Here is a 26,646-nt window from a genome sequence, read left to right on the forward strand (position 1 = left end):
AAGGGAACGGACACCCCAACGTAGAAGCGCCGGCGATCACGAGGATCACCCACATATCAAGCACTTGAGTACGAAGGCACTGGACAGGGGTTGACCGACGTGAGCGAAAGACGCGGCCCGGGCACGATCCTCAGCGACAGCTGCACCGTTGCGGTGGGTCACGTCACCCGCGTGGAACTCCAATCGGTCAGACGCCCTGCTCGACCTCGGCGTATGCCGGTGCGACCTTGTTCTTGGCGTCACCGATGCGGTGCACGCGCAGCGCGTTGGTCGAGCCGGGGATGCCGGGGGGCGAGCCGGCGACGATGACGACCAGGTCCCCCTCCTCCGCCTTGCCGCACGCGAGCAGCTCCTCGTCGACCTGCATGGCGAACTGGTCGGTGTGCCGGGCCGGCGCCGTGAGGAACGTCTCGACGCCCCACGTGAGGGCGAGCTGCGAGCGGGTCCACTGGTGGGGCGTGAACGCCAGCATGGGGATTCGCGGACGGACCCGGGCGAGCCGGCGGGACGAGTCGCCACTGACCGTGAAGGTGATGAGGAACGTGCAGCCGAGGAGCTCGCCGATCTCGGCGGCCGCCGCCGTCACGGCACCTCCCTTGGTGCGCGGCTTGCTGCCGAGAGGCAGGATCCGCCCCAGTCCGTGCTCCTCGGTGTTCTCGATGATCCGCGACATGGTGCGCACGGCCTCCATGGGGTGCGCACCGACACTCGTCTCCCCCGACAGCATGAGGGCGTCGGCGCCGTCGAGGACGGCGTTGGCAGCATCAGAGGCCTCGGCGCGCGTCGGGCGGCTGTTGGTGATCATCGACTCGAGCACCTGGGTCGCGACGATGACCGGCTTGGCCTGGCGGCGGGCCAGCTCGCAGGCCCGCTTCTGCACCAGGGGAACCGTCTCGAGCGGCATCTCCACGCCGAGGTCACCACGGGCCACCATCAGCCCGTCGAAGGCCCGCACGATCTCGTCGAGGTTGTCGACGGCCTGGGGCTTCTCGATCTTGGCGATGACCGGCAGGCGGACGCCCTTCTCGTCCATGATGCGGTGGACCGGCTCGATGTCGGCGGCGCTGCGCACGAAGGACAGCGCGATCAGGTCCACCCGCATGTCGAGGGCCCAGCGGAGGTCGTCCTCGTCCTTCTCGGAGAGGGCGGGGACGCTCATCGCGGCCCCGGGGACGTTGATGCCCTTGTTGTTGCTGAGCACGCCGCCCTCGACGACCTCGCACAGGATGTCGGTGTCGTCGGACTCGAGAACCCGCAGGTTGAGCTTGCCGTCGTCGATGAGGATCGTGTCGCCGGCGGAGACGTCCGCGGGCAGGCCGGCATACGTCGTGCCGACGGTCTCGACGGTGCCCTCGATGTCGCGGTTGGTGATCGTGAAGCGAGCACCCTTCGTGAGCATGACCGAGCCGTCGCGGAAGCGTCCGGTGCGGATCTTCGGCCCCTGGAGGTCGGCGAGGATGCCCACGGCGTGCCCGGCCTCGTCGCTGGCCTTGCGCACGTCGAGGTAGACGCGCTCGTGGTCGGCGAGGTCACCGTGGGACAGGTTGAAGCGAGCCACGTCCATCCCGGCAGCGACCAGCTCACGGAGCTGGTCGGGGCTGGAGGTGGCGGGGCCGAGGGTGCAGACGATCTTGGCGCGGCGCATGCGGAAAGCCTAACGATGGAAACGGTTACGCGGTGACGCGGGTCACACCATGAGCGGACGGTCGGTCGGGTTGACCGGACGCGGGAGCCGCGAGGGCTTGCCGGAAAGCCACGCGTCGACGTGGTGCGCGGCCGCTCGGCCCTCGGCGATGGCCCAGACGATGAGCGACTGGCCGCGTCCGGCATCGCCGGCGACGAAGACGCCGGGCACCGACGACATGTAGTCGGACCCACGCTGGACGTTGGACCGCTCGTCGAGCTCGATCCCGAGCTGGGAGACGAGGGCCTCGGTCTGCGGACCGAGGAAGCCCATGGCGAGCAGCACCAGCTGGGTCGGGAGGACCCGTTCGGTGCCCGCGACCGGCTCGAAGCCGTTCTCCCCTCGCTGCACCTCGTGCAGGCGCAGGCCGGTGACGTTGCCGTCCTCGTCGGACAGGATCTCCTGGGTGCTCACGGCATACAGCCGCTCGCCACCCTCCTCGTGCGCGGAGGCGACCCGGAAGAGCATGGGGTAGGTCGGCCACGGCTGGCCAGGCACCCGCTCCTCCGTCGGCTGCGGCATGATCTCGAGGCTCGTGACCGACTTCGCACCCTGGCGGTGGGAGGTGCCGATGCAGTCGGCTCCGGTGTCCCCGCCGCCGACGACGACGACGTCCTTGCCCTCGGCAGTGACCTGGCCCTCGACGCTCTCGCCGAGTGCGACGCGGTTCGCCGGCGGCAGGAAGTCCATGGCCTGCATGACGCCGGCGACCTGGCGGCCCGGGACGTCGAGGTCACGTGGGACGGTCGCCCCCATGGCGATGACGACCGCGTCGTAGCGAGCTCTCAGCTGCTCCCACGTGACGTCGTTGCCGACGTCGACCGAGCTGCGGAAGCGGGTGCCCTCGGCCTGCATCTGCTGGAGCCGGCGGTCGAGGACCGACTTCTCCATCTTGAACTCGGGGATGCCGTAGCGGAGCAGGCCCCCGGGACGGTCGGCCCGCTCGTAGACGGCGACGGTGTGCCCGGCGCGGGTCAGCTGCTGGGCCGCGGCGAGCCCGGCCGGGCCGGACCCGACGACGGCGACCGTCTTGCCCGAGAGTCGCTCCGGCGGACGGGGCGCGACCCCGCCGTCGGCGAAGGCCTTCTCGATCGTCGTGACCTCGACCTGCTTGATCGTCACCGCGGGCTGGTTGATCCCCAGCACGCAGGCGGTCTCGCACGGCGCCGGGCAGAGCCGCCCGGTGAACTCCGGGAAGTTGTTGGTCGCGTGCAGCCGCTCGATCGCGAGCCGCCAGTCACCGCGCCAGGCCAGGTCGTTCCACTCGGGGATGAGGTTGCCGAGCGGGCAGCCGCTGTGGCAGAACGGGATGCCGCAGTCCATGCAGCGTCCGGCCTGGCGCTGCAGCTGGCCGAGCTCCTGCTCCTCGTAGACCTCGCGCCAGTCCCTGATGCGGACGGGCACGGGCCGGCGGGCCGGGAGCTCGCGCTCACGGGTCTTGAGAAAGCCCTGGGGGTCAGCCACGGGAAGCCTCCATGATTCGGTCCCAGACCTCGGTGCCGTCGAGGTCGAGGCCCTCGGCCTCGGCAGCGGCACGCACGTCGAGGACACGCTGGTAGTCGCGGGGAAGGATGAGCGAGAAGCGACCACGGGCCGACTCCCAGTCGTCGAGCAGGCGTGCCGCCACGGTGGATCCCGTGTGCTCGCGGTGGCGCTCGAGCAGGTCGCGGACGACGTCGACGTCGCCCGCGCGCAGGGGTGAGACGTCGACGAGCTCGCGGTTGACGCGCGACTCGTCGAGGTCGAGGACGTAGCCCACTCCCCCGGACATGCCGGCCGCGACGTTGCGTCCGGTCGGCCCGAGGATGACGACGGCGCCGCCGGTCATGTACTCGAGGCCGTGGTCGCCCACGCCCTCGACGACCGCGGTGATGCCGGAGTTGCGCACGCAGAAGCGCTCGCCGACCCGGCCACGCAGGTAGATCTCACCCGACGTCGCGCCGTAGCCGATGACGTTGCCGGCGATGACGTTGTCCTCCGGGGCGAGGGGGGCGGCCGGGTCGGGCGCGACGATGATGCGCCCACCGGACAGGCCCTTGCCGACGTAGTCGTTTGCGTCGCCGACGAGCCGCAGGGTCACGCCCCGGGGCACGAAGGCGCCGAAGCTCTGGCCCGCCGACCCTCGCAGGGTGAGGTCGATGGTGCCGTCGGGCAGGCCGTTGGCGTGGAGGCGAGTGACCTCGTGCCCGAGCATGGTGCCGACGGTCCGGTTGACGTTGCGGACGGCGAACTCGCCGGTGACCCGGGTGCCGTCGTCGATCGCCTCGCGGGCGAGGGCGATGAGCTGGTGGTCCAGGGCCTTCTCGAGGCCGTGATCCTGGCTGATCGTGTGCCGCTTGCCCGAGCCGTCGGGGCTGTCGACCTCGGTGAGGATCGGCGCGAGGTCGAGACCCGAGGCCTTCCAATGCGCCACGGCCTTGCCGACGTCGAGGGCACCGATCTGGCCGATGGCCTCCTCGACGGTCCGGAACCCGAGCGAGGCGAGGAGCTCGCGCACCTCCTCGGCGATGTACTCGAAGAAGGTCTCGACGAACTCGGGCTGACCCGAGTAGCGGGCCCGCAGCTCCGGGTTCTGGGTGGCGATGCCGACCGGGCAGGTGTCGAGGTGGCAGACGCGCATGAGGATGCAGCCGCTGACGACGAGCGGGGCGGTGGCGAAGCCGAACTCCTCGGCGCCGAGCAGCGCCGCGATGACGACGTCGCGGCCGGTCTTGATCTGACCGTCGACCTGGACGACGATCCGGTCGCGCAGGCCGTTGAGGACCAGCGTCTGCTGGGTCTCGGCGAGGCCGAGCTCCCACGGGCCACCCGCGTGCTTGAGCGAGGTCAGCGGCGACGCTCCGGTGCCGCCGTCGTGGCCGGAGATGAGGACGACGTCCGCGTGCGCCTTGGAGACGCCTGCAGCGACCGTGCCCACCCCGATCTCGGACACCAGCTTGACGTGGATGCGCGCCTGCGGATTGGCGTTCTTGAGGTCGTGGATGAGCTGGGCGAGGTCCTCGATCGAGTAGATGTCGTGGTGCGGCGGCGGGCTGATGAGGCCGACGCCGGGGGTGCTGTGACGGGTCCGGGCCACCCACGGGTACACCTTGGGGCCGGGCAGCTGCCCGCCCTCACCGGGCTTGGCACCCTGCGCCATCTTGATCTGGATGTCGTCGGAGTTGGTGAGGTAGACCGACGTGACACCGAAGCGGCCCGACGCGACCTGCTTGATCGCCGACCGGCGCTCGGGGTCGAGCAGCCGCTCGAGGTCCTCGCCGCCCTCCCCGGTGTTGGAGCGACCGCCGAGGCGGTTCATCGCGACCGCAAGGGTCTCGTGCGCCTCCTGGCTGATCGAGCCGTAGCTCATCGCCCCGGTGTTGAAGCGCTTGACGATCTCGCTCACCGGCTCGACCTCGTCGATCGAGATCGGCTCGCGACCCGCGGAGCCACCGAGCTCGAAGAGCCCGCGCAGCGTCATGAGCCGCTCGGACTGGTCGTCGATGCGGGCGGTGTACTGCTTGAAGATGTCGTAGCGCCGCTGCCGCGTCGCGTGCTGGAGCCGGAAGACGGTGTCGGGGTCGAAGAGGTGCGGCTCGCCCTCGCGGCGCCACTGGTACTCGCCTCCCACGCGCAGCTTGCGGTGCGAGAGGATCACGCCGTCACGGGGGTATGCCGAGTCGTGCCGTGCCGCGGTCTCCGCGGCGACGACGTCGAGCCCGATCCCACCCAGCTGGCTCACCGTGCCGGTGAAGTACTCGTCGACGAGCTCCTGCGACAGTCCGAGGGCCTCGAAGACCTGGGCGCCGCGGTAGGAGGCCACCGTGGAGATGCCCATCTTGGACATGACCTTGAGGATGCCCTTGCCGAGCGCCTTGATGAGGTTCTTGACAGCCTGCTCGGCGGTGACGCCGGTGATGGCGCCGGTGCGCACCATGTCCTCGACGGTCTCCATGGCGAGGTAGGGGTTGATGGCGGCGGCGCCGTAGCCGACGAGGAGCGCGACGTGGTGGACCTCCCGCACGTCCCCGGCCTCGACGAGCAGCCCGACCATGTTGCGGGTCTTCTCGCGGATGAGGTGGTGGTGGACGGCCGAGGTGAGCAGCAGCGACGGGATGGGGGCGAAGTCGCGGTCGGAGTCGCGGTCGGACAGCACGACGAACCGGGCCCCGCGCGCGATGGCCTCGCTGACCTCGGTGCAGATCTCGGCGAGCCGGGAGCGCAGCGCGCTCTCACCGTCGCCGACGAGGTAGGTGCCGCGGACGACGTGGGTGGCGTAGCCGGGCAGGTCGCCGTCGGCGTTGATGTGGACGATCTTGGCCAGCGCGTCGTTGTCGATGACCGGGAACGGCAGGATGACCTGCCGGGCGTGGGCCGGGGTCGCCTCGAGCATGTTGCCCTCGGGACCGATGACCGTGCCGAGAGAGGTGACGAGCTCCTCGCGGATGGCGTCGAGCGGGGGGTTGGTCACCTGCGCGAACAGCTGGGTGAAGTAGTCGAAGAGCAGCCGCGGCTTGTCGGAGAGCACGGCCACGGGCGAGTCGGTGCCCATCGAGCCGAGCGCCTCGCCACCGGTGCGCGCCATCGGCGCGAGCAGGATCTTCAGCTCCTCCTCGGTGTAGCCGAACGTGCGCTGGCGCCGCGCCACGGAGGCGGCCGTGTGGACGATGTGCTCGCGCTCGGGCAGGTCCCCGAGGCTGAGCATGCCGGCGTGCAGCCACTCGGCGTACGGGTGCTCGGCGGCGAGCTCCGACTTCACCTCGTCGTCGCTGACGATCCGACCGGCGGCGGTGTCGATGAGGAACATCCGGCCCGGCTGGAGCCGGCCGCGCTTGACGACCGTCTCGGCCGGGAGGTCGAGCACCCCGGCCTCGGAGGCGAGGACGACGAGGCCGTCCTCGGTGACCCAGTAGCGGCCCGGGCGCAGGCCGTTGCGGTCGAGCACGGCGCCGATGAGCGCGCCGTCGGTGAAGGCGACGCAGGCGGGGCCGTCCCACGGCTCCATGAAGGTCGAGTGGAACTCGTAGAAGGCACGTCGGGCGGGGTCCATCTCGGCGTGGTTCTCCCACGCCTCGGGGATCATCATGAGCACGGCGTGCGGGAGCGAGCGACCACCGAGGTGGATCAGCTCGAGCACCTCGTCGAAGCTCGCCGAGTCGGAGGCGTCCGGCGTGCAGGTCGGGAAGAGCCGCTCGAGGTCGCCGCCGATGACGTCGGAGACGAGCTGGCTCTCGCGCGCCCGCATCCAGTTGCGGTTGCCCTTGACGGTGTTGATCTCCCCGTTGTGGGCCATCAGCCGGTAGGGGTGGGCCAGCGGCCAGCTCGGGAAGGTGTTGGTCGAGAAGCGAGAGTGCACGAGCGCGAGCTCGGTGGCGAACCGCTCGTCGGACAGGTCGGGGAAGAACGGCTCGAGCTGCCCGGTCGTGAGCATGCCCTTGTAGACGATCGTGCGGGCCGACAGCGACGGGAAGTAGACCTCGACCTGCCGCTCCGCGCGCTTGCGGAGGCAGAACGCGAGGCGGTCGAGGTCGATGTCGCGCACGTCGCGCCCGGGTGCGGCCACGAAGACCTGGCGGAAGAACGGCATACAGGCCCGTGCCATGGCACCGACGAGCTCAGGAGTCACCGGGACGTCACGCCACGCGAGGACCTCGAGGCCCTCCTCCACGGCGATCTGTTTGATGGCGGCCTCGACCTCCGCGCGCTCGGACTCGTCCTGCGGCAGGTAGGCCATGCCGGCGGCATACGCACCGGCGGGCGGCAGCTCGACGTCGAGCACCGCGCGGAAGAACGCGTCGGGGACCTGGGTGAGGATGCCCGCTCCGTCGCCGACGAGCGGGTCGGCGCCAGTGGCTCCACGGTGGTCGAGGTTCCGCAGCGCCGTGAGGGCGTGCTCGACGATGTCGTGGCCCGCGGTCCCCCGCATGGTCGCGACCATGGCGACGCCGCAGGCGTCGTGCTCGTGGTCGCGGCGGTAGAGGCCGGTGTCGGCCGGGTGGGCGGAGAATCGCGTCGGGGACACGTCTGGTCACCGTCCTCGGGAGGTCAGGGCCGGGAACGCGGGGAACCGGGCACAGGAGGGTCATCGGTCGCGGACGTCGATGGCCACGTGAGGAGGATGCTAGCCCACAGCGTCTTGCAATGCGAGCGCCTCAATCTCACATCGTGGACGATTCGAGGGCCTTCCTCCTGGCCCTCCGCCCGGTGTGGACGACGATCGCCACACCGATGAGGAAGACGACGATGCTCGTCCACACGTTGAGCCGCTGGCCGAGGACGAGCTCGGCCTCGTCGGTGCGCATCCTCTCGATGATGATGCGCCCGATCGGGTACCCCGCGACGTAGAGACCGAAGAGCTGCCCGCGGGCCAGGTCACGGCGTCGGTCGATGAGGAGCAACGCGCCGGCGAGCAGGAACACCCAGACGAACTCGTAGAGGAACGTCGGGTGGAAGGTGCCGAGGACGACGGGATCGCCGCTCGCGTCCCTGACCGCCCGGCCGGCGCCGTTGTCCCACTGGTGGATCACGAGGCCCCAGGGCAGGTCGGTGCGCTCCCCGAAGAGCTCGTTGTTGAACCAGTTGCCCCAGCGGCCGATCCCCTGGGCGATGGCGACGCCGGGAGCGGCCGCGTCGGCGAAGTCGAGGAAGCCGACGCCGGCCTTCCGGCAGCCGTACCACGCGCCGAGCGCACCCAGGGCGATGGCGCCCCAGATGCCGAGACCGCCCTCCCAGACCTTGAGCGCGTCGACCGGGTTGCCGCCCTCGCCCCAGTACGGGTCCGGGGTGGTGATGACGTGGTAGAGCCGGCCGCCGATGATCCCGGCGACGACGGCGTATGCCGCGACGTCGAGCACCTGCCCCGGCTCACCTCCGCGGGTGCGGAGCCGCCGGTCGGTGAGCCAGATCGCGACGACGATGCCGAGCAGGATGCACAGGGCGTAGCCGCGGATCGGCAGCGGGCCGAGGTGGAGGACGCCCGCGGTGGGGCTCGGGATGTCGGTGGGGATCACGTCGTGGCGGCTTCGACGGCGGCGACGAGGCCGGCGGAGTCACGGACCGTGTTGAGGTCCAGCGTGCTGCCGGCGAGCCTGATCGTCGGGGTGGCGTTGACCCCGGCCTTGCTGGAGGACTCCTCCGTCGACTCGACGTACTTCGCGTACGTCCGCTCGTCCACGCAGGTGGTCCACGAGTCCTTCGCCGCGCCCGTGATGCCCGCCTCCTCGGCGAAGCCCTCGGTCTGCGCGGTCGACCAGCCCTGCCCCTCCTGCGCCGGCATGTTGGCGTAGACGGCGTCGTGGAAGGCCTGGAACTTCCCCGCGTCGGCGGCGCACATCGCCGCGTTGCCCATGGCGAGGGAGTGGGTCGTCCGGAGGTTGGCGTCGAGGAAGGTCTTGAGGTGGTAGACCAGCTTGACCTTCCCGTCGTCGGCGAGTCCCTTGATGGTCGGGCCCATGGCCCGCTCGAACTCCGCGCAGGCAGGGCACTGGAAGTCCTCGTAGACCTCGAGGGTCGGTGCACCGGCGACGAGCGTGACGTCGGCGTTCGCGACGAAGCCCTCCCCCATCGCGCCGGCCCCCGCGGGCACCGCCGTGCTGGTCCCCACCCGCTTCTGCTTGTTGGACTCGGTGATGACGACGCTCGCCACGACCGCGACGATCGCGAGCACCGCGACGACGGCGCCCACGACGATCTTGTTGGCCCCTCCGCCGGTGTTCTTGCGGGCCGCGTCGATCTTGGCCTGTCGCGCGCTCGCGCCGGCTGTGGGCTGCTTCCCCATGCTGGTGGTGCTCCTTGGTGTGGGCGGTCGGTCAGGTGGTGGCCGGGCGGAACATCGCCCGGTCGAGCGAGAGCTGGGCGTCGGGGCGCCAGGACAGCCACAGTCCGCAGGCGAGCAGGCCGACGTCCTCGAGCAACCGCTGGAGGTAGTTCGTCTCCTCGGCGCTCACCGTGCCGCCGCCACCGAAGCAGCCGCAGTCGATGCTCAGTCCGCGCGCCCAGGCCTGGGCGATGCCGACGAGGAAGGCGACGAGCAGGAGTGAGGTGAGGACGGCGGCCACCCGGGTGAAGAGCCCGAGGACGAGGAGCAGCCCGAGGACGATCTCCACGGTGGGCAGGGCGTAGCCGACGTAGGCGGCGACGTCGTGCGGCAGCACCTGGTAGGCCTGCGTGGCCTTCGCCATCGCCTCGGGAGTGGGAACCTTGAGGGCACCGGCCACGAGGAACACTCCGCCGAGGACCAGCCGGGCGACCAGCCCGACGGCGTCCGCGACCCTCGTGTTCACCGTGCTCCTTCCCGCACTCCCCTGGCCAGGTCGCTGCTCAGCTCACGCAACGCGTCGAGGCGGGTCCCGAGTTCCCCGGCGCCGCCGAGGACACGGACGAAGGCCGTGCCGACGATGACCCCGTCGGCGTACTCCGCCAGCTCGGCGGCCTGGTCGCCGTTGGAGACGCCGAGGCCGACGCACACGGGCAGGTCGGTCACGGCGCGGGTGCGCTCGACGAGGTCCCGGGCCGCGGAGCCGACGGTGGTCCGCTCCCCGGTCACGCCCATCGTGGAGGCGGCGTAGACGAAGCCACGGGTGGCCTCGGTCACGCGGGCCAGTCGCTCGGGCGTGGAGCTGGGGGCAACGAGGAACACCCGGTCCAGGCCCTCGCGCTCGCTCGCGGCGACCCACTCGTCCGCCTCGTCGGGGACGAGGTCGGGGGTGATGAGACCGGCGCCGCCCGCGGCGGCCAGCTCCGCGGCATACCGGTCGACACCGCGACGCAGGATGAGGTTCCAGTAGCTCATGACCAGCGCGGGAGCACCGGCGTCGCGCACCGCGCGAGTGGCCCGGAAGCCGTCGACGACGTGAGCCCCGCCGGCCAGGGCGGTCTCGACGGCGTGCTGGATCACGGGGCCGTCCATGAGCGGGTCCGAGTAGGGCAGGCCCACCTCGACGATGTCGACCCCGGACTCGACCATGGCGACCATGGCGCGGACCGAGCCCTCGACGTCGGGGAAGCCGACCGGCAGGTAGCCGATGAGGGCGGCGCGCCCCTCGGCGCGGCAGCGCGCGAGGACGTCGGAGACCCCCCGCTCCGCGCTCACAGCTGGGTCCGTCCGTCACCGGTCGCGGCCGGCTCCTCGGACGTCCCGGGAGGCACCATCTCGTCCTCGACCACGTCGTCGACGAGCCCGAACCACTCCGCCGCCGTGTGCATGTCCTTGTCCCCGCGCCCGGACAGGTTGACGAGGATCGTCCCCTCGGGGCCGAGCTCGCGCCCGAGCACCATGGCACCGGCGAGGGCGTGGGCGGACTCGATCGCCGGGATGATGCCCTCGGTGCGGCACAGGAGGGCGAAGGCCTCCATGGCCTCGGTGTCGGTGGCGTAGACGTACTCGGCGCGGCCGCTGTCGCGCAGGTGCGAGTGCTCGGGACCGACGCTCGGGTAGTCCAGGCCAGCGGAGACCGAGTGCGACTCGACCGTCTGGCCGTCCTCGTCCTGCATGAGGTAGCTCATCGCGCCGTGGAGGACGCCGGGCACGGCCGTGGCGAAGCGTGCCGCGTGCCGGCCGTCGAGGCCCTCGCCGCCGGCCTCGACACCGACGAGGCGCACGCCCTCGTCCTCGAGAAAACGGTGGAAGATGCCCATCGCGTTGGAGCCGCCGCCGACACAGGCCACGACCGCGTCGGGCAGCCGGCCGGTGAGCTCGAGCACCTGCTCACGCGCCTCGACCCCGATGATGCGGTGGAAGTCCCGCACCATCTCGGGGAACGGGTGCGGTCCGGTGACGGTGCCGATGAGGTAGTGGGTCTGCTCGACGTTGGTGACCCAGTCGCGCAGCGCCTCGTTGATCGCGTCCTTGAGGGTGGCGCTGCCGTGCTCGACCGCCACGACCTCGGCGCCGAGCATGCGCATGCGGGCGACGTTGAGCGCCTGGCGCTCGGTGTCGACCTTGCCCATGTAAACGCGGCACTCCAGACCCATCAGGGCCGCGGCGGTCGCGGTGGCGACCCCGTGCTGCCCGGCACCGGTCTCGGCGATGACCCGCGTCTTGCCCATGCGCTTGGTGAGCAGGGCCTGGGCGATGACGTTGTTGATCTTGTGCGAGCCGGTGTGGTTGAGGTCCTCGCGCTTGAGGATCACCCGGGCGTTGCCGGCATGGGCGGCGAACCGGGGCACCTCGGTGATGATGCTGGGGCGCCCGGTGTAGGTGCGGTGCAGGTGCTCGAGCTCCTCGAGGAAGGCCGGGTCCTGCATCGCCGAGAGCCGCGCCTCGTCGAGCTGCTCGAGGGCGGGGATGAGCGCCTCGGGGACGTAGCGTCCACCGAACTGGCCGAACCGGCCGCCGCTCACGGTCGACCGACGCTCGGGACGGAGCCGGCGGCGACGATGTCGCGCACGGCGGCGGCCGGGTCGGCGCCCCGGACGAGAGCCTCCCCGACGAGGACGGCGTCGGCGCCCTGCGCGGCGTAGGCGGCGGCATCCTCGGGCCCGGAGACTCCGGACTCGGCGATCGTCACGACACCGGAGGGGATGAGGGGGACGAGGCGCGAGAACGTCTCGGGGTGGACCTCGAGGGTCTTGAGGTTGCGGGCGTTGATGCCGATGACCGAGGCGCCGGCGTCGACCGCCCGCTGGGTCTCGCCCTCGTCGTGCACCTCGACGAGGGCGGTCATGCCCAGCTCACGGGCCAGCGCGTGCAGGTGGGCCAGCTCGGTGTCGTCGAGGGCGGCGACGATGAGGAGGATGATGTCGGCGCCATGGGCGCGGGCCTCCCAGAGCTGGTAGTCGGTCACCATGAAGTCCTTGCGCAGGACGGGGACCGTGACCGCCGCCCGGACCGCGTCGAGGTCGTCGAGGCTCCCGTGGAAGCGTCGCTGCTCGGTCAGCACGCTGATCGCCGTCGCGCCGGCGGCGGCGTAGGTGCGCGCCAGGCCGGCCGGGTCGGCGATGGCCGCGAGGTCGCCCTTGCTCGGGCTGGCCCGCTTGACCTCGGCGATGAGCGAGAGTCCCTCGGCGCGCAGCCGCTGCTCGGCGTCGATGGGGGCCGGAGCGTCGTCGACCCGGCGCTCGAGCTCGGACAGGCTGACCCGGTCGATGCGGACCGCGAGGTCCTCACGCACCCCGGCGACGATGGAGTCGAGCACCGTGGTCATCGGCGGCGGCTCAGGAGACGTTGGTGTCGCGACGCGAGATGGCGCCGTCGACCCCGTAGCCCGCGAGCGCCAGCACCTTGCCGACGACGAGGCCGAGAATGGCGATGACCAGGCCCACGACGAACATCGGGATGCTCCCGAGGGCCACGGCGAGGGACATGACGGCAGCGCCGACGAGCAGGATCCCGACCATCGCCCAGGCGGCAACGCTGTTGCCGTGGTCGTCGTCGTGGTGCTCAGCCATGGGGTCCTCCCGGGAACGGTGTGCTGTCAGGCGACATTGTGTCAGGTCCGCGGTGCCGGACCCACATCGGTCGGGTCCTCCCCCGCACTCAGCTGGTCCCAGTCGCTGCGGGGCGGGCGACCCGGCGCGTCGTAGCGCGACGACAGTCCACGGGCGGCCCGTCGGACGGTGGCCAGACCGGCGAGCGCGACGGCGGCGAGGACGAACCCGGCGACCGCGACCCACGGCCACGCGCTGACGACGGAGCTCGTCTCGATCGACCCCGTGCGGCCGGCGGCTGCGGCCGCGATCGGGCCGAGCACGGACTCGGGGTCGAGCAGCACCCGGGCGACGCTGGCGATCCCCGCGAGGGTCGCGAGGCCGGTGAGGACGAGCGCGACGACGCGCAGGCGTGGACCCGCGGCTGCCGAGGCGACGGCTCCGGCGACGACGACGAGGGCGAGGGCGACGACTCCCCCGGCAGCCTCGGCGCCCGTGGCGGAGACCGACGAGCGGCCGAGGACGACGTCGTCGACCGACCCCGTCAGCCACGTGCGTGACGCCGTGACGACGACGACGAGGGCGCCGAGCACGACGAGGAGGATGAGGACACCGCGACGGCGGAGCAGGCTCACGTCGCGGTCCTCAGTGCCGAGGCCGTGGCGACGGCGCGCAGCACGGCCGTGGCCTTGGCGACGCACTCGTCGTGCTCGTTGCGGGGCACGGAGTCGGCGACGATGCCGGCACCCGCCTGGACGTGGGCCATGCCGCCGTCGAGGAGCGCGGTGCGGATGGCGATGGCCATGTCGAGGTCGCCGTGGAAGTCGAGGTAGCCGACGACGCCGCCGTAGACGCCGCGCCGCGACGGCTCGTAGCCCTCGATGAGGCTCAGCGCGCGCGGCTTCGGTGCCCCCGAGAGCGTGCCCGCGGGGAAGGTCGAGACGAGGACGTCGTAGGCGCGCACCCCCTCGCGCACCTCACCGACGACGGTGGACTCGAGGTGCATCACGTGGCTGTAGCGGCGCACGTCCATGAACTCGACGACGTCGACGGTGCCGGGCCGGCAGACCCGTCCGAGGTCGTTGCGGCCCAGGTCGACGAGCATGACGTGCTCGGAGCGCTCCTTGGGGTCGGCGAGGAGGTCCTCGGCGAGCCGCACGTCGTCCTCGGGCGACTTCCCCCGCGGGCGCGAGCCCGCGATGGGGTGGGTGATCGCCCGACGGCCGGTCACCTTGACGAGCGCCTCGGGCGAGCTCCCCACGACGTCGTATGCCGTCCCGTCCGGTCGCGTGAACCGGAAGAGGTACATGTAGGGGCTGGGGTTCCCCGCCCGCAGGGCCCGGTAGACGTCGAGGGCGTCGGCGGGGCACGGCATCGAGAAGCGCTGGGAGAGGACGACCTGGAACACCTCGCCGGCCCGGATGTCCTCCTTGGCGCTCTCGACCATGGCCTCGTAGTCGTCGCGGGTCAGGTTGCCGGACACCGTGCGCAGCGCCTCGTCCACCACGTCGGTGTCCACGACGGAGACGGTGCTCTCGGCCGGGGCTGCGAGGTCGCGGGTCATCGTGTCGAGCCGGGCGACGGCGTCGGCCCACGCCTCCTCGACGCGCTCGTCGGTGGCGTCCCAGTTGAGCGCGTTGGCGATGAGCAGGACCGAGCCGTCGGCGTGGTCGAGGACGGCGAGGTCGGTCGCGAGCATCATCGCGACCTCGGGCAGGTGCAGCACGTCGGGCGTGGTCGAGGGGACCTTCTCCCAGCGGCGCACCGCGTCGTAGGCGATCATGCCGACCATGCCCCCGGTGAGCGGCGGCAGCCCGGGAACCGGGTCGGTCGCGAGTGCGGCGACGGTCTCGCGCAGGGCTTCGGTCGCGAGCCCCGACGTGGGGGCGCCCGCCGGGGGCTCGCCGATCCAGTGCACCTCCCCGTCCTTCTCGGTGAGCGTCGCCCGGCTCGCTGCACCGATGATCGAGTAGCGCGACCAGACGCCCCCGTGCTCGGCGGACTCGAGCAGGAAGGTGCCGGGCCGGTTGCCCGCGAGCTTGCGGTAGAGGCCGACCGGCGTCTCGGCGTCGGCCATGAGCCGCCGGACGACGGGGATGACGCGGCGCTCCTCCGCCAGGACCGAGAAGACGTCGAGCGAGGGCCAGGTGGCACCGAAGGCGAGGTCGGGCGACGGCTGCGGCCCGGAGCCGGTCACTCGGGCACCTCGCCCACGACGACGTCGAGGGTGCCCGCGTCGAAGCAGGTGCGGTCGCCGGTGTGGCAGGCCGCGCCGACCTGGTGCACCTGCACGAGGAGGGCGTCCCCGTCGCAGTCGACGGCGACCGACTTCACGTACTGGGCGTGCCCGGAGGTGTCGCCCTTGCGCCAGTACTCCTGGCGGCTGCGGGACCAGAAGGTCACCCTTCCCTCGGTGAGGGTGCGACGCACCGCCTCGACGTCCATCCAGCCGAGCATGAGGACCTCGCGGCTGTCGTGCTGCTGCACGACCGCGGCCACGAGGCCGGAGTCGTCGAACCGGAGCCGGCGGGCGAGGGTGGGGTCGAGGTCGGGCACGGACGCCATTGTGCCGCCCGGAGCACGAGGGGCGAGGATGGGCCCATGTCGGACACCTCCCCCACCCTCGCCCGCCAGGAGCGCCTGGCGCTCTGCGACACGTTCGAGGCGGTGGGCCCGGACGCGCCGACGTTGTGCCGTCCGTGGAGGACCCGTGACCTGGCGGCGCACCTCGTCGTCCGCGAGGGTCGCCCCGACCTCGCCTCGGGGATCTGGCTGCCCTTCCTCAAGGACCGCACCGACCGCGAGCAGGCCCGGATCGCCGCGCAGCCGTGGCCGGAGCTCGTCGAGGCGGTGCGCTCCGGTCCCCCGGCCTGGCACCCCACCCGCCTCCCCGCCGTCGACAACGCGTCGAACCTCGCCGAGATGGTGGTCCACCACGAGGACGTCCTGCGCGGCGACGGCGTCCCCGGCCCCCGGCGGGTGGCCTCGGCCCACCTGGAGTCCGCCGCGTGGTCGCTGCTGATGAGGATGGGACGCCTGCTCTTCCGTCGCATCCCCGACGGGGTCCTGCTCCTGGCCCCGGAGCGCACGCCGATCACCGTGAGCAGCGGTGAGACGACGGTGAGCGTCACCGGAGCGCCGCTGGAGCTGCTGCTCACGGCATACGGACGTCGTTCCGTCGCCGACGTCGAGGTGACCGGTCGCGAGGACGCCGTCGCACGCTTCGAGGGCGCCCGCTTCGGCCTCTCCTGACGGTCCCGCTCCGTCAGCGGACGGGATGGCCCTCGGCGCGCAACGCGTCCTTGACCTGGCCGATGGTCAGCTGCCCGAAGTGGAAGACCGTGGCGGCGAGCACCGCGTCGGCCCCGGCTCGCACCGCCGGCGCGAAGTGCTCGATCCTCCCGGCGCCGCCGCTGGCGATCACGGGGATGCTCACCTCGCGGCGCACGCGGGCGATGAGGTCGAGGTCGAACCCGGCCTCGGTGCCGTCGGCGTCCATGGAGTTGAGCAGGATCTCGCCGGCGCCGAGCTCGGCGGCGCGCACGCACCACTCGATCGCGTCGAGCCCGGTCCCCGTGCGGCCGCCGTGGGTGGTGACCTCGACGTCGTCGGTGACTGAGCCGTCCTCCGTCCGCCGGCGGCGGACGTCGGCGGACAGCACGAGCACCTGCGATCCGAAGCGGTCGGCCGTCTCGGCGATGAGCTCGGGGCGCGCGATGGCGGCGGTGTTGACCCCCACCTTGTCGGCCCCGCTGCGCAGCAGCCGGTCGACGTCGTCGACGGTGCGCACCCCGCCGCCGACGGTGAGCGGGATGAAGACCTGCTCCGCGGTCCGACGGACGACGTCATAGGTCGTCGCCCGGTCACCACTGCTCGCGGTCACGTCGAGGAAGGTGAGCTCGTCCGCTCCCTGCTCGCCGTAGCTGCGGGCCAGCTCGACCGGGTCGCCCGCGTCGCGCAGGTTCTCGAAGTTCACGCCCTTGACCACGCGCCCGGCGTCGACGTCGAGGCAGGGGATGACACGGATGGCGACACTCACGGGGGGCAGGCTATCCGGCAGGGAATGATGCGAGGTATGCCGTCCGCCCCCGACCTGCCTGCCCGCGTCGCCGCGCGCTCGCGGCGGGAGGCCCGGATCCGCACGGACCGCCTGTCCGGGCGGCTCGCGTTCATCGTCCAGTGCGGCGTGGGCGCGGCGGCAGCGTGGGGCGTCGCGTCGGCCCTCGGCCACGTCCAGCCCTTCTTCGCCCCGGTGACGGCCATCATCACCCTCGGCCTGTCGTACGGCCAGCGGCTGCGCCGGGCCGCGGAGGTGATGATCGGCGTCGCGGTCGGCGTCCTCATCGGCGACCTCTTCGTCCAGGTCTTCGGCAGCGGGGTCCTCCAGCTGCTCGCGGTCGTCATCGTCGCCATGGGCACCGCCTCCCTCGTCGGGGCCGGGCTGCTCATGACGATCCAGGCGGGGGTGCAGTCGGCGATCATCACCACGCTCGTCGCGGCGCCCGACCAGGCGTTCACCCGGTGGCTCGACGCCGTCATCGGCGGCGGCGTCGCCCTCGTCATCAGCGTGCTCGCCCCGGCCACCGGGCTGCAGCGGCCGCGGCAGAAGGCCGCCCTCGTCGTCCAGGAGATCGGGGCCATCCTCACCGACACCGCCACCGCCCTCCGCACGGAGGACGAGGAGCTGGCCCGGCGCACCCTGCAACGCGCCCGGGCGTCGGAGTCGATGCTCGATGAGCTGCGCTCACTGTCGGCGGAGGGTGTCGCCGTGGTGCGACTGTCGCCCTTCCGGCGTCGTCACCTCCCTGCGGCGCAGCAGGTCGCCGACCTGCTCGAGCCGCTGGACCGGGCCATCCGCAACCTGCGGGTCCTCGTGCGCCGGGCCTCGAGCGCGGTGCGGCGCGACGAAGCCGTGCCGCCGGCATACGTCGACCTCGTGGACGACCTCGCGCGATCGTGCGACGACATCGCGAGGCAGCTGCACGAGCGGCAGCAGCCGCTCGCGTCGCGTCCGGGCCTGGAACGCCTCGGCCGGCTCAGCGCCCAGCCCGAGGCCCACGCGAGCCTCTCCGGTGAGGTGATCCGTGGGCAGGTCCGGTCGATGGTCGTCGACCTCCTCGTCCTCACCGGGATGGGCGGCGACGAGGCGGTGGGGCACGTCCCGGTGTCGCCCGCCCCCTAGGGTTGCCGTCGTGGAGACGGTGCGGCAGGACGAGCTGGCCGACCGGGTGAGGGGGCTCGTCGCCCAGCGCGGTCCGCGCTGCGGCCCGGTGTCGCTCATCGCGGTCGACGGCCCCAGCGGCTCCGGCAAGACGACCCTGGCCGGGGAGCTCGCCCGGGCACTGGGGGCGGAGATCCTCCACGTCGACGACATGCACCAGGGGTGGACCGGGCTCGCGAGCACGGTCACGCTGGCGAGGGACTCCCTCGTCGGGGCGTGGGAGTCCGGGGCGCCCGCCCGCCACCCGACCTGGGACTGGGCCGCGGACGTGCGGGGCGCCGACGTGCCGGTCCCCGTGCCCGGGCTCGTCGTCCTCGAGGGCGTCGGGGCGATCGCCATCGCCGGGAGCCACGCCAGCGCCACCGTGTGGGTGCAGGCACCGACGCACGAGCGGCGGTCCAGGGCGATCGCCCGGGACGGCGAGGTGTTCGCCGCGCACTGGGACGAGTGGGCCGACCAGGAGAGCCGGCTGTGGGCCGGCGCCCCCGCGGCGTCCGGTGCCGACATCGTGCTCGACACCGGCTCCGCCCTGCCGCCGCCGGCGCCCGAGGTGCCCGGGCCCTCCCTCGGGCTCGTCGTCCTTGGTGTGGTGGCCGTTTCGCTGAGCCTGCGGACCCTCATGACCGGTCTCCCGCCGCTCCTCCCGCGGATCCGCGAGGACCTCGGGCTCAGCTCGGTGTGGCTGGGCGTGCTCACGACGCTGCCGGTGCTGTGCATGGGGCTGCTGGCGCCCGCCGCGGCTCGGCTGGGGCTGCGCATCGGCGTCGCCCGCAGCGTCTCCATCGCGATGGTCGCCGTCGCCCTCGGCAACCTCGTTCGCGCGTTCTCCGACGAGGTCGCCGCCCTCTACCTCGGGACCCTCTGCGCCGGTGCGGGCATCGCGCTCGCCGGGACGCTGCTGCCCGGCCTGGTCAAGGGGTTCTTCCCCCCGGGTCGTGCGGGCCTGGCGACCGGGCTCCAGATGCTCGCGATGATGGGTGGCGCCGCGGTCGCCGCCGCCGTCGCGGTGCCGCTGGCGGACGCCGCCGACGACTGGTCGCTCTCGCTGGGGTTCTGGGGCCTGGTCGCCGTCGTCGGTGTGCTCCTCTGGCTGCCGGTCGACCGGGCCTTCCACCGGGGCGGGGACCACGACCAGCACCCACCGGACACCAGCCACCGGCTGCCGTGGCGCAGCACCACCGCCTGGCTCGTCGCGGCCTTCCTCGCCACGCAGTCCTGGCAGTTCTACTCGACGCTGGCGTGGCTCTCCCCCACCTACGCCGACCACGGCTGGGACGCCCGCGACGCCGGGCTGCTGCTGTCGGTCTTCACCGGCGCCCAGTTCGTGTCCGGGCTGGTCGGGCCGGCCCTCACCGACCGCGTCGGGGACTGGCGGGTGCCGCTGGTCGGGGCCGGGATCAGCGGGCTGGCCGGTCAGGTGGGCGTGTGGGCCGCTCCCGACGCCGCGCCGTGGTTGTGGGCGGTGCTGCTCGGGACCGCGCAGGGGGCCTCCTTCGCGATCGGCATGGTCCTGCTCGTCCGGTATGCCGTGTCGCCGGCTGCCGCCGCCCGGTTCACCGCGATGGCGTTCCTCTGCTCCTACACCGTGGCCTCGCTGGGGCCGACCGCGATGGGCGCGGTGCGCGACCTGACCGGGAGCTACTCGACGATCTGGCTCGTGCTGGCGGTGCTCATGCTCGTGCAGATCGGCGCGGCCCTCCTGCTCCGGCCCAGCCGCGCCCTCGTGCCCTGACCCCGCTGATCCGCGCAACCATCGACCAATTGGTCACGTCCGGTCGGCCACGGGCCGACAACAATCGACCTATTGGTCACGTACCGTCGGCCGCGCGGGTCGTGGCGACCGTCGGACTGTCGGTCAGGAGCGGGTGCGGGAGGCGGCGACGAGCTCGGCGAGCCGCTGGGCCTCGGCGCGCGACGAGAGGCCGTCGGCCCGCTGGATGGCCATGACAGCCACGGTCTCGGTGTCGCGCAGGTGCAGCGTGGCCCACGGGTCGCCCTCGTCGAAGGTCACGTCGCGGATCTCCCCCCACGGGATGTGCCGGCGGCCGAGGAGGTTGCGCACGGTGAGGCCGGTCTCGTCGGGGACGGCGCTGATGCTCGCCCACCGCCACAGCGTCGCGGCGAGCGCCACCCCGAGGACCGCCATCATCACCCGGTCGGCCACGACCCAGCCGCCCTCCGCCACCCCGGCGACGAGCAGCGCCAGGGCGACGAACAGCACGAGCGAGACGGCGGCCATCACGGTTGCCATGGCCCGCCCCCGGCGGGACCGGAACGGCGCGGCGGACACCGGCTGGGTCACAGGCGGCACGCGGCGATGTCGGTGACGAGGATCGCGCGGGCGCCCATCTCGTAGAGGCGGTCCATCACCTGGTTCGTGCCCGAGCGCGGGACCATCGCGCGGACGGCCTTCCAGTCCGGGTTCTGCAGGCTGGAGACGGTGGGCGACTCGAGGCCGGGCGTGATCGCGCAGGCCTCGTCGACGAGGGACGCCGGGACGTCGTAGTCGAGCATGACGTAGTGGCGGGCGGTGACGACGCCGAGCAGCCGCCGGCGCAGGACCTCGATGGCCGCGACCTCCTGGCTGCCCTCACGGCGGATGAGCACGGCCTCGCTGCGCAGGATCGGGTCCCCGAAGATCTCGAGGCCCTGGCTGCGCAGGGTCGCTCCGGTCTCGACGACGTCGGCGATGACGTCGGCCACTCCGAGGGTGATGGCGGTCTCGACGGCTCCGTCGAGCCGCACCACCTCGGCCTGGACCCCGTGGTCGGCGAGGTGCTTCTCGACCAGCCCCTGGTAGCTGGTGGCGACGCGGCGACCGGCGATGTCGGCGACCTGGGCGACCGAGCCGGGACGGCCGGCATACCGGAACGTCGACTGGCCGAAGCCGAGCGCCATGACCTCGGAGGCGGCGCTGCCGGAGTCGAGCAGCAGGTCGCGCCCGGTGATCCCGCAGTCCACGGTGCCGGAGCCGACGTAGACGGCGATGTCGCGCGGCCGCAGGTAGAACAGCTCGACCCCGTTGGCCTCGTCGCGGACGACGAGCTCCTTGGAGTCACGGCGGGTGCGGTAGCCCGACTCGCGCAGCATGTCGCCGGCGGCGTCGGAGAGGGATCCCTTGTTGGGGACGGCAATTCGCAGCATGGTGTCTCTGTCTCAGAGGTGGGTGTAGACGTCGTCGAGGGTCAGGCCCTTGGCGACCATGAGGACCTGGAGGTGGTAGAGCAGCTGCGAGATCTCCTCGGCGGCGCGCTCGTCGCTCTCGTGCTCGGCGGCCATCCACACCTCGGCGGCCTCCTCGACGATCTTCTTGCCGATGGCGTGCACGCCCGCGTCGAGCTGGGCCACGGTGCCCGAACCCTCCGGACGCGTCGCCGCCTTCTCGGTGAGCTCGGCGAACAGGGCGTCGAAGGTCTTCACGCGTCAATCGTACGAGGAGCCAGCTCCCGCAACGTCACGGCCGTGGCGACGGCGGCCATGGCGGCCTCGGCGCCCTTGTCCTCGCTCGAGCCCGGGAGGCCGGCCCGGGCGAGGGCCTGCTCGGCGGTGTCGCAGGTCAGGACGCCGAAACCGATGGGGACACCGGTGCGGGTGCTGACGTCGGTGAGGCCGTGGGTGACCCCGGTGCAGACGTAGTCGAAGTGAGGTGTGCCCCCGCGGATGACGACGCCGAGCGCGACGAGGGCGTCGTGGGTCGGGGCCAGGCGGGCGCACGCCACCGACAGCTCGACCGTGCCCGGCACCCGGACCACCCTGACGTCGGGCAGGCCCGCCTCGGCCAGAGCGGCCACCGCCCCGTCGACGAGGCCGTCCATGACGGCCTTGTGCCAGGACGCGGCGACCACGGCGACCCGCAGGCCCGCCCCGTCCGTACGGACCACTGGTGCTCCGGCCTTCATGCGGTTGCCTCCGTGCTGTCGTGGGTGTCGAGGACGAGGTCGTGCCCGAGGACGTCGCGCTTGGTGCGCAGGTAGGCCGCGTTGGTGGCGACCGGCGCGACCTGGAGCCGCTCGACGGTGGCGACCGCGATGCCGGCAATGCGGACGGCCGCGATCTTCGTCGGGTTGTTGGTGAGCAGCCGCACCGCGCCGATCCCGAGGTCGTGCAGGATCGCCGTGGCTGCGGCGTAGTCGCGGGCGTCCACGGGCAGGCCGAGCTCGACCTGCGCGGCGACGGTGTCGACGCCACCGTCCTGGACGGCATACGCCGCGATCTTGTCGGCCAGGCCGACGCCCCGGCCCTCGTGGCCGCGCAGGTAGACGACGACCCCACCCTCGCGGGCGACCCGGGCGCGGGCGCGGCGCAGCTGCGGGCCGCAGTCGCACCGGCCCGAGCCGAAGACGTCGCCGGTGAGGCACTCGCTGTGCAGCCGGGTGAGGACCGGCCCGGCGCCGAGCCCGCGGGGGCTGACGAGAGCGAGGTGCTCGTCACCGGTGAGGGTGTCGCGGTAGGCGTGGACGGTGAAGGTGCCGTCCTCGGTCGGCAGCGTGGTCGTCGCGTGACGGGTGACGCGGTCGTGCCGCTGCCGGTGCGCGACGAGCTGCTCGATCGTGATGACCGGCAGGTCGTGCTCGACGCCCAGGTCGAGGACGGCCGGGAGCCGCATCATCGTGCCGTCGTCGTGGGTGAGCTCGGCGATCGCGCCGACCGGCGCCAGCCCGGCGAGGCGGCAGAGGTCGACGGCGGCCTCGGTGTGGCCGGGACGGACGAGCACTCCGCCGTCGCGGGCGCGGAGCGGCACGACGTGCCCGGGGCGGATGAAGTCCGCCGGGCCGGCGACAGGGTCGGCGAGCCGGCGCACGGTGAGCGCGCGGTCGGCCGCGCTGATCCCCGTCGTCACGCCCTGCGCCGCGTCCACCGTGACCGTGTATGCCGTCCGCAACCGGTCGGCGTTGTCCCGCACCATGAGCGGGAGGTCCAGCCGGTCGGCCACCTCGTCGGTGACCGGGGCGCAGACGTAGCCGGACGAGTGCCGGATCGTCCACGCCATCCACGCGTCGGTGAGGGTCTCGGCGGCGAGGACGACGTCGCCCTCGTTCTCGCGGTGCTCGTCGTCCGTGACGAGGACGGGGCGTCCGGCGCGCAGGGCGCCCAGCGCGTCCTCGATGCTCGACAGCCGGCTCACGTCAGGGCCTCCGTCAGCTCCGGTGCGGGGTCGCGTTCCTCGCGGGAGGCCTTGAGCCACACGGTGAAGCCGTAGAGGACCAGGGCGCCGTAGACGGCATACAGGACCGCCGACGGATAGAACTTCGAGTGCCAGAGCAGCGGCACGCCCACGAGGTCGACGGCGATCCACATGAGCCAGAAGTCGTTCCAGCCACGGGCCATCGCGTAGGTCGCGAGCATGGACCCGACGAAGATCCAGGCGTCGCACCAGAAGTACCAGCGGGGCGCCGGCCAGCTGGCGCCGATCGTCGCGAACACCCACTGCCCGACGACGAGGCCGGCCGCCCAGACGCCGAGATAGGCCGCCCGCTCCCGGACCGTGGCCCAGCGGGGCGTGATGGCGGGGGCGTCGGCGCCGCGGGTCTTGCGGTGCTCCTGCCAGCGCCACCAGCCGTAGACGCTCGTGAGGATGAAGAAGACCTGGCGGCCGGCCTGCCCGTACAGCGTCTGCTGCTGCGGGTTGGCGAAGGCGACACCGAAGAACACGGTGAAGAGCAGCAGGTTGCCGATGATGCCGATGGGCCACGCCCAGACCCGGCGGCGCATGCCACCGATCGCCGAGGCGAAGCCGAACACGTTGCCGACGACCTCGCGCCAGAGGATGTGCGAGGAGCCGATGGTCAGCTGCGCCTCGAAGAGTCGCTCGAGCCAGTTCATGTGGTGACCTCCGTGGTGGGGCGTGGGGTGAGGAGCCGCTCGACGTACTTCGCGAGCACGTCGACCTCGAGGTTGACCGTGTCCCCGACGGCCCTGCCGCCGAGCGTCGTCAGGGCGAGGGTGGTGGGGATGAGCGAGACAGTGAACGTCGTGTCGGTGACGGCGGAGACCGTGAGGCTGACGCCGTCGACGGTGATCGAGCCCTTCTCGACGACGTAGCGCGCCAGGGCCTCGGGCAGCGTGAAGGTCACGACCTCCCACCGGTCGCCCGGGATGCGCTCGACGACCGTGGCGGTGCCGTCGACGTGTCCCTGGACGATGTGTCCACCGAAGCGGCTCGAGGCAGCCATGGCGCGTTCGAGGTTGACCGGGTCACCGGGGACCAGTGCGCCGAGCCCACTGCGGGACAGCGTCTCGGCCATGACGTCGACCGTGAACCGTCCGGCGTCGGCGTCGTGCTCGACGACGGTGAGACAGACGCCGTTCACGGCGATCGAGGCGCCGTGGACCGCGTCGCTCGTCACGAGCGGACCGGTGAGGGTGAGCCGGGCCGAGGCCTCCCCGGAGCTCACGTCGTGGACGTGCCCCAGCTCTTCGATGATGCCGGTGAACATCAGTGGTTCTCCTGGAGGGTGGCGGTGATGCGGATGTCGTGACCGATGGTGCTGATGTCGGTGGGTTCGAGCCGGAGGGCATCGGCGATGGTGGTGATGCCGAGGTCGCTCACCGAGGGGCGCCCCCGACCGAGGAGCACCGGTGCGACGTAGGCGACGATCTCGTCGACGAGTCCGTCGGCCATGAAGGCCGCCGCGACGGTGGGGCCGCCCTCGAGCCAGACGTGATGGACCTCGCGCGCGGACAGCTCGGTGAGGACCTCGCGCGGACTCCGTGTGCGCAGGTGCAGCGTGGGCGCCGCGTCGTCGAAGAGCCGGGCGTCGTCGGGCAGGTCGCGCTGGCCCATGACCACCCGCAGTGGCTGGCGCTCGTGGAGGGTGCCGTCCGGGCGGCGGGCGGTCAGCCGCGGGTCGTCGGTGAGAGCCGTGCCGGTGCCGATGAGGATCGCCCCGCACCGCGCGCGCTGCTCGTGCACGTCGGCGCGCGCCTCCGGCCCGGTGATCCACCTGCTCGTGCCGTCGGCGGCGGCACCGCGGCCGTCCAGCGTCGTCGCGAGCTTCCACGTGACCCACGGCAGCCCGGTTCGCGCACGGTGCAGCCACGTGCGGTTGAGCGCCTCTGCCTCCGGCTGCAGCACCCCACTGTGGGTCCGGACGTCCTGCTCACCCAGCCAGGACGCTCCACCGGCGGCCGAGGCGTTCGGGTCGGGGACGGCATACACGACGCGCGCGACGCCGGCCTCGGCGAGCGCACGCGAGCACGGACCGGTGCGGCCGGTGTGGTGGCAGGGCTCGAGCGTGACGTAGGCGGTGCCGCCGGCAGCGGCTGCACCGGCGGCCAGCAGCGCCGCCGCCTCGGCGTGCGGCGTGCCCGCCCCGCGGTGCCAGCCCTCGGCGACGAGCTCGCCGTCGGGGCCGACGAGGACACAGCCCACGCGCGGGTTCGGGCCGGCTTCGGGACCGTGCGCGGCGAGCTCGAGGGCGCGCGCCATCCACCGCGCGTCGGTCGTGCTCGTCTGCTGCATCGTCCTGCCCTCGTGCTCGAGACCTGTCGGTCGAGCTCCGGGGGACGATCGTGCGGGGACCGCCCGGACGTCACGGCGTGACGTCGTACGGCGCGACCCTGAGGGGTCCCGCTGTCGCGTGCTGCCTACCATCCGGACTCTCACCGTCGGTCTGGGATTTCCACCCAGTCAACCGGCCGCTGGCTGCGGCCGGGTCGCGGACTGTCACCGCCGGTTCGGAATTGCACCGACCCCGGAGCACGTCGGCTCCCAGTATGCCGCACCCGCGCCCGAGGACGAATGGGCGTCCGTCGTGACCTCCCCCACCCCCGCCTCGTGTGCCCCAGCGCGAGCCAGGGCTCGCGCTGGGGCACACGAGGCGGGGGGTTTCAGGTGATGACGACGCCGAACGACGCGAGCAGGCCGGGCGTCGCGTCGAGGTCCAGCCGTGCACCCTTGAGCCGGTTGTCCCGTGGGTCGAGCGCGAGGCCCCGGGTGCCGCGCAGGTCGGCGTCGCGCAGGTCGCTCGCCGCGAACCGCGTGCCGGACAGCTCGGAGCCGGTGAACGACGCGCGCCGCAGGTCGGCCTCGCTGAAGTCGACGTCGGTGAGGACGCAGTCGGAGAACGTGAAACCGGTGAGGTCGAGCCCGGCGAAGGTCGAGCCGTCGAGACGGCACCGGTCGAAGCGCAATGGCTGGGCGAGCATCGACCCGGCACCGGTCACGGTCCAGTTGACGGCCAGCATCTTGCAGCCGGCGAACGTGCAGTCGACGAAGCGGGTGTCGGTGAGCCGGGCCATCGACAGGTTGCAGCCCGTGAACGTGCAGTCCTCGAAGACGGAGTCGACGACCGCGGCCGACTCCCAGCCCAGGCCGGTCAGCTCCTCGGCAAGCACGTCGAGGCCGCGGACGACCTCACCCGCCGCCAGCGAGACGACGTCGTGGGCGGCCACG

26 protein-coding genes and 1 riboswitch are annotated in these 26,646 nt (G+C 72.4%); of the genes, 3 read left to right on the forward strand and 23 right to left on the reverse strand.

What is annotated here, in order from left to right:
• Nucleotides 1-187: 187 nt before the first annotated feature.
• The 13 genes from pyk to hisI form a co-directional block, all read right to left on the reverse strand.
• A complete protein-coding gene (pyk, locus tag ACOJV9_RS15770) occupies nucleotides 188-1,645 on the reverse strand; it encodes a pyruvate kinase (protein ID WP_420186183.1) in 1,458 nt (485 codons plus the stop codon).
• A gap of 42 nt (nucleotides 1,646-1,687) precedes the next feature.
• A complete protein-coding gene (locus ACOJV9_RS15775) occupies nucleotides 1,688-3,148 on the reverse strand; it encodes a glutamate synthase subunit beta (RefSeq protein ID WP_420186184.1) in 1,461 nt (486 codons plus the stop codon).
• Nucleotides 3,141-7,685 (reverse strand): glutamate synthase large subunit, encoded by a 4,545-nt coding sequence (gltB, locus tag ACOJV9_RS15780; protein WP_420186185.1) that lies wholly within the window; start codon nucleotides 7,683-7,685, stop codon nucleotides 3,141-3,143. The genes ACOJV9_RS15775 and gltB overlap by 8 nt, the downstream gene beginning before the upstream one ends.
• A gap of 136 nt (nucleotides 7,686-7,821) precedes the next feature.
• On the reverse strand, nucleotides 7,822-8,673 hold the full coding sequence (lgt, locus tag ACOJV9_RS15785) for a prolipoprotein diacylglyceryl transferase (protein ID WP_420186186.1): 852 nt from the start codon (nucleotides 8,671-8,673) through the stop codon (nucleotides 7,822-7,824).
• Nucleotides 8,670-9,440, reverse strand: a complete 771-nt coding sequence (locus tag ACOJV9_RS15790; protein WP_420186187.1) for a DsbA family protein — start codon at nucleotides 9,438-9,440, stop codon at nucleotides 8,670-8,672. The genes lgt and ACOJV9_RS15790 overlap by 4 nt, the downstream gene beginning before the upstream one ends.
• 31 nt (nucleotides 9,441-9,471) lie before the next feature.
• Nucleotides 9,472-9,945: a MauE/DoxX family redox-associated membrane protein gene (locus ACOJV9_RS15795; protein ID WP_420186188.1), complete on the reverse strand. Its 474-nt coding sequence runs from the start codon at nucleotides 9,943-9,945 to the stop codon at nucleotides 9,472-9,474.
• On the reverse strand, nucleotides 9,942-10,754 hold the full coding sequence (trpA, locus tag ACOJV9_RS15800) for a tryptophan synthase subunit alpha (protein WP_420186189.1): 813 nt from the start codon (nucleotides 10,752-10,754) through the stop codon (nucleotides 9,942-9,944). The genes ACOJV9_RS15795 and trpA overlap by 4 nt, the downstream gene beginning before the upstream one ends.
• Nucleotides 10,751-12,004 (reverse strand): tryptophan synthase subunit beta, encoded by a 1,254-nt coding sequence (gene trpB, locus ACOJV9_RS15805; protein ID WP_420186190.1) that lies wholly within the window; start codon nucleotides 12,002-12,004, stop codon nucleotides 10,751-10,753. Before trpB ends, trpA begins: the two co-directional genes overlap by 4 nt.
• Complete coding sequence (gene trpC, locus ACOJV9_RS15810) at nucleotides 12,001-12,807, reverse strand: indole-3-glycerol phosphate synthase TrpC (RefSeq protein ID WP_420186191.1); 807 nt, start codon at nucleotides 12,805-12,807, stop codon at nucleotides 12,001-12,003. The genes trpB and trpC overlap by 4 nt, the downstream gene beginning before the upstream one ends.
• A 10-nt stretch (nucleotides 12,808-12,817) precedes the next feature.
• The gene (locus tag ACOJV9_RS15815; RefSeq protein ID WP_420186192.1) at nucleotides 12,818-13,051 is read right to left on the reverse strand and encodes an HGxxPAAW family protein; all 234 of its coding nucleotides are present in this window, start codon (nucleotides 13,049-13,051) and stop codon (nucleotides 12,818-12,820) included.
• A gap of 41 nt (nucleotides 13,052-13,092) precedes the next feature.
• On the reverse strand, nucleotides 13,093-13,665 hold the full coding sequence (locus tag ACOJV9_RS15820) for a Trp biosynthesis-associated membrane protein (protein ID WP_420186193.1): 573 nt from the start codon (nucleotides 13,663-13,665) through the stop codon (nucleotides 13,093-13,095).
• Nucleotides 13,662-15,227 carry an anthranilate synthase component I gene (locus ACOJV9_RS15825; protein WP_420186194.1) on the reverse strand — a complete coding sequence of 522 codons (1,566 nt, stop codon included), beginning with the start codon at nucleotides 15,225-15,227 and terminating at the stop codon, nucleotides 13,662-13,664. The genes ACOJV9_RS15820 and ACOJV9_RS15825 overlap by 4 nt, the downstream gene beginning before the upstream one ends.
• On the reverse strand, nucleotides 15,224-15,595 hold the full coding sequence (hisI, locus tag ACOJV9_RS15830) for a phosphoribosyl-AMP cyclohydrolase (protein ID WP_420186195.1): 372 nt from the start codon (nucleotides 15,593-15,595) through the stop codon (nucleotides 15,224-15,226). The genes ACOJV9_RS15825 and hisI overlap by 4 nt, the downstream gene beginning before the upstream one ends.
• Before the next feature lie 36 nt (nucleotides 15,596-15,631).
• Here hisI and ACOJV9_RS15835 point away from each other — a divergent pair, with 36 nt between their 5' ends.
• Nucleotides 15,632-16,282, forward strand: a complete 651-nt coding sequence (locus ACOJV9_RS15835; RefSeq protein ID WP_420186196.1) for a TIGR03085 family metal-binding protein — start codon at nucleotides 15,632-15,634, stop codon at nucleotides 16,280-16,282.
• 13 nt (nucleotides 16,283-16,295) lie between these two features.
• Here ACOJV9_RS15835 and hisF read toward each other — a convergent pair whose 3' ends face one another.
• Nucleotides 16,296-17,069, reverse strand: coding sequence for an imidazole glycerol phosphate synthase subunit HisF (hisF, locus tag ACOJV9_RS15840; protein WP_420186197.1), 774 nt, complete (start codon nucleotides 17,067-17,069; stop codon nucleotides 16,296-16,298).
• A 36-nt stretch (nucleotides 17,070-17,105) separates the two neighbouring features.
• Here hisF and ACOJV9_RS15845 point away from each other — a divergent pair, with 36 nt between their 5' ends.
• Both ACOJV9_RS15845 and ACOJV9_RS15850 read left to right on the forward strand, forming a co-directional pair.
• On the forward strand, nucleotides 17,106-18,212 hold the full coding sequence (locus ACOJV9_RS15845; RefSeq protein ID WP_420186198.1) for an FUSC family protein: 1,107 nt from the start codon (nucleotides 17,106-17,108) through the stop codon (nucleotides 18,210-18,212).
• A 10-nt stretch (nucleotides 18,213-18,222) separates the two neighbouring features.
• The gene (locus ACOJV9_RS15850) at nucleotides 18,223-19,983 is read left to right on the forward strand and encodes an MFS transporter (RefSeq protein WP_420186199.1); all 1,761 of its coding nucleotides are present in this window, start codon (nucleotides 18,223-18,225) and stop codon (nucleotides 19,981-19,983) included.
• Between the two features lie 123 nt (nucleotides 19,984-20,106).
• On the opposite strand, the gene ACOJV9_RS15855 is transcribed toward ACOJV9_RS15850, so the two are convergent.
• From ACOJV9_RS15855 to ACOJV9_RS15895, 9 genes are all read right to left on the reverse strand, one after another.
• On the reverse strand, nucleotides 20,107-20,502 hold the full coding sequence (locus ACOJV9_RS15855) for a PH domain-containing protein (RefSeq protein WP_420186200.1): 396 nt from the start codon (nucleotides 20,500-20,502) through the stop codon (nucleotides 20,107-20,109).
• A 47-nt stretch (nucleotides 20,503-20,549) separates the two neighbouring features.
• Nucleotides 20,550-21,395 carry an ATP phosphoribosyltransferase gene (gene hisG / locus ACOJV9_RS15860; protein ID WP_420186201.1) on the reverse strand — a complete coding sequence of 282 codons (846 nt, stop codon included), beginning with the start codon at nucleotides 21,393-21,395 and terminating at the stop codon, nucleotides 20,550-20,552.
• Nucleotides 21,396-21,407: 12 nt separating this feature from the next.
• Nucleotides 21,408-21,671, reverse strand: a complete 264-nt coding sequence (locus ACOJV9_RS15865) for a phosphoribosyl-ATP diphosphatase (RefSeq protein ID WP_420186202.1) — start codon at nucleotides 21,669-21,671, stop codon at nucleotides 21,408-21,410.
• Nucleotides 21,668-22,150 (reverse strand): 6,7-dimethyl-8-ribityllumazine synthase, encoded by a 483-nt coding sequence (gene ribH / locus ACOJV9_RS15870; protein WP_420186203.1) that lies wholly within the window; start codon nucleotides 22,148-22,150, stop codon nucleotides 21,668-21,670. The genes ACOJV9_RS15865 and ribH overlap by 4 nt, the downstream gene beginning before the upstream one ends.
• The gene (gene ribB / locus ACOJV9_RS15875) at nucleotides 22,147-23,376 is read right to left on the reverse strand and encodes a 3,4-dihydroxy-2-butanone-4-phosphate synthase (protein ID WP_420186204.1); all 1,230 of its coding nucleotides are present in this window, start codon (nucleotides 23,374-23,376) and stop codon (nucleotides 22,147-22,149) included. Before ribB ends, ribH begins: the two co-directional genes overlap by 4 nt.
• Complete coding sequence (pnuC, locus tag ACOJV9_RS15880) at nucleotides 23,373-24,074, reverse strand: nicotinamide riboside transporter PnuC (RefSeq protein WP_420186205.1); 702 nt, start codon at nucleotides 24,072-24,074, stop codon at nucleotides 23,373-23,375. Before pnuC ends, ribB begins: the two co-directional genes overlap by 4 nt.
• Entirely contained in the window at nucleotides 24,071-24,688 is a 618-nt protein-coding gene (locus tag ACOJV9_RS15885; RefSeq protein ID WP_420186206.1) for a riboflavin synthase, read from the reverse strand. The genes pnuC and ACOJV9_RS15885 overlap by 4 nt, the downstream gene beginning before the upstream one ends.
• Complete coding sequence (gene ribD / locus ACOJV9_RS15890) at nucleotides 24,688-25,713, reverse strand: bifunctional diaminohydroxyphosphoribosylaminopyrimidine deaminase/5-amino-6-(5-phosphoribosylamino)uracil reductase RibD (RefSeq protein ID WP_420186207.1); 1,026 nt, start codon at nucleotides 25,711-25,713, stop codon at nucleotides 24,688-24,690. Before ribD ends, ACOJV9_RS15885 begins: the two co-directional genes overlap by 1 nt.
• Nucleotides 25,714-25,828: 115 nt before the next feature.
• A riboswitch (FMN riboswitch) is annotated at nucleotides 25,829-25,957 on the reverse strand.
• A 124-nt stretch (nucleotides 25,958-26,081) separates the two neighbouring features.
• Nucleotides 26,082-26,645 (reverse strand): pentapeptide repeat-containing protein, encoded by a 564-nt coding sequence (locus ACOJV9_RS15895; RefSeq protein WP_420186208.1) that lies wholly within the window; start codon nucleotides 26,643-26,645, stop codon nucleotides 26,082-26,084.
• Nucleotide 26,646 lies beyond the last annotated feature (1 nt).

Source organism: Knoellia terrae (genome assembly GCF_048606435.1).
Lineage (GTDB): Bacteria > Actinomycetota > Actinomycetes > Actinomycetales > Dermatophilaceae > Knoellia > Knoellia terrae.

Excerpts from the sequence above, each read along its gene's own strand:
- ribH (WP_420186203.1), bottom strand. The coding sequence starts at position 22,150 with ATGAAGGCCGGAGCACCAGTGGTCCGTACGGACGGGGCGGGCCTGCGG.
- ACOJV9_RS15790 (WP_420186187.1), bottom strand. The coding sequence starts at position 9,440 with ATGGGGAAGCAGCCCACAGCCGGCGCGAGCGCGCGACAGGCCAAGATC.
- hisG (WP_420186201.1), bottom strand. The coding sequence starts at position 21,395 with ATGCTGCGAATTGCCGTCCCCAACAAGGGATCCCTCTCCGACGCCGCC.
- ACOJV9_RS15835 (WP_420186196.1), top strand. The coding sequence starts at position 15,632 with ATGTCGGACACCTCCCCCACCCTCGCCCGCCAGGAGCGCCTGGCGCTC.
- pnuC (WP_420186205.1), bottom strand. The coding sequence starts at position 24,074 with ATGAACTGGCTCGAGCGACTCTTCGAGGCGCAGCTGACCATCGGCTCC.
- ACOJV9_RS15885 (WP_420186206.1), bottom strand. The coding sequence starts at position 24,688 with ATGTTCACCGGCATCATCGAAGAGCTGGGGCACGTCCACGACGTGAGC.
- ACOJV9_RS15815 (WP_420186192.1), bottom strand. The coding sequence starts at position 13,051 with ATGGCTGAGCACCACGACGACGACCACGGCAACAGCGTTGCCGCCTGG.
- ACOJV9_RS15845 (WP_420186198.1), top strand. The coding sequence starts at position 17,106 with ATGCCGTCCGCCCCCGACCTGCCTGCCCGCGTCGCCGCGCGCTCGCGG.
- ribD (WP_420186207.1), bottom strand. The coding sequence starts at position 25,713 with ATGCAGCAGACGAGCACGACCGACGCGCGGTGGATGGCGCGCGCCCTC.
- pyk (WP_420186183.1), bottom strand. The coding sequence starts at position 1,645 with ATGCGCCGCGCCAAGATCGTCTGCACCCTCGGCCCCGCCACCTCCAGC.
- ACOJV9_RS15855 (WP_420186200.1), bottom strand. The coding sequence starts at position 20,502 with ATGGCAACCGTGATGGCCGCCGTCTCGCTCGTGCTGTTCGTCGCCCTG.
- trpC (WP_420186191.1), bottom strand. The coding sequence starts at position 12,807 with ATGACCACGGTGCTCGACTCCATCGTCGCCGGGGTGCGTGAGGACCTC.
- hisI (WP_420186195.1), bottom strand. The coding sequence starts at position 15,595 with ATGGCGTCCGTGCCCGACCTCGACCCCACCCTCGCCCGCCGGCTCCGG.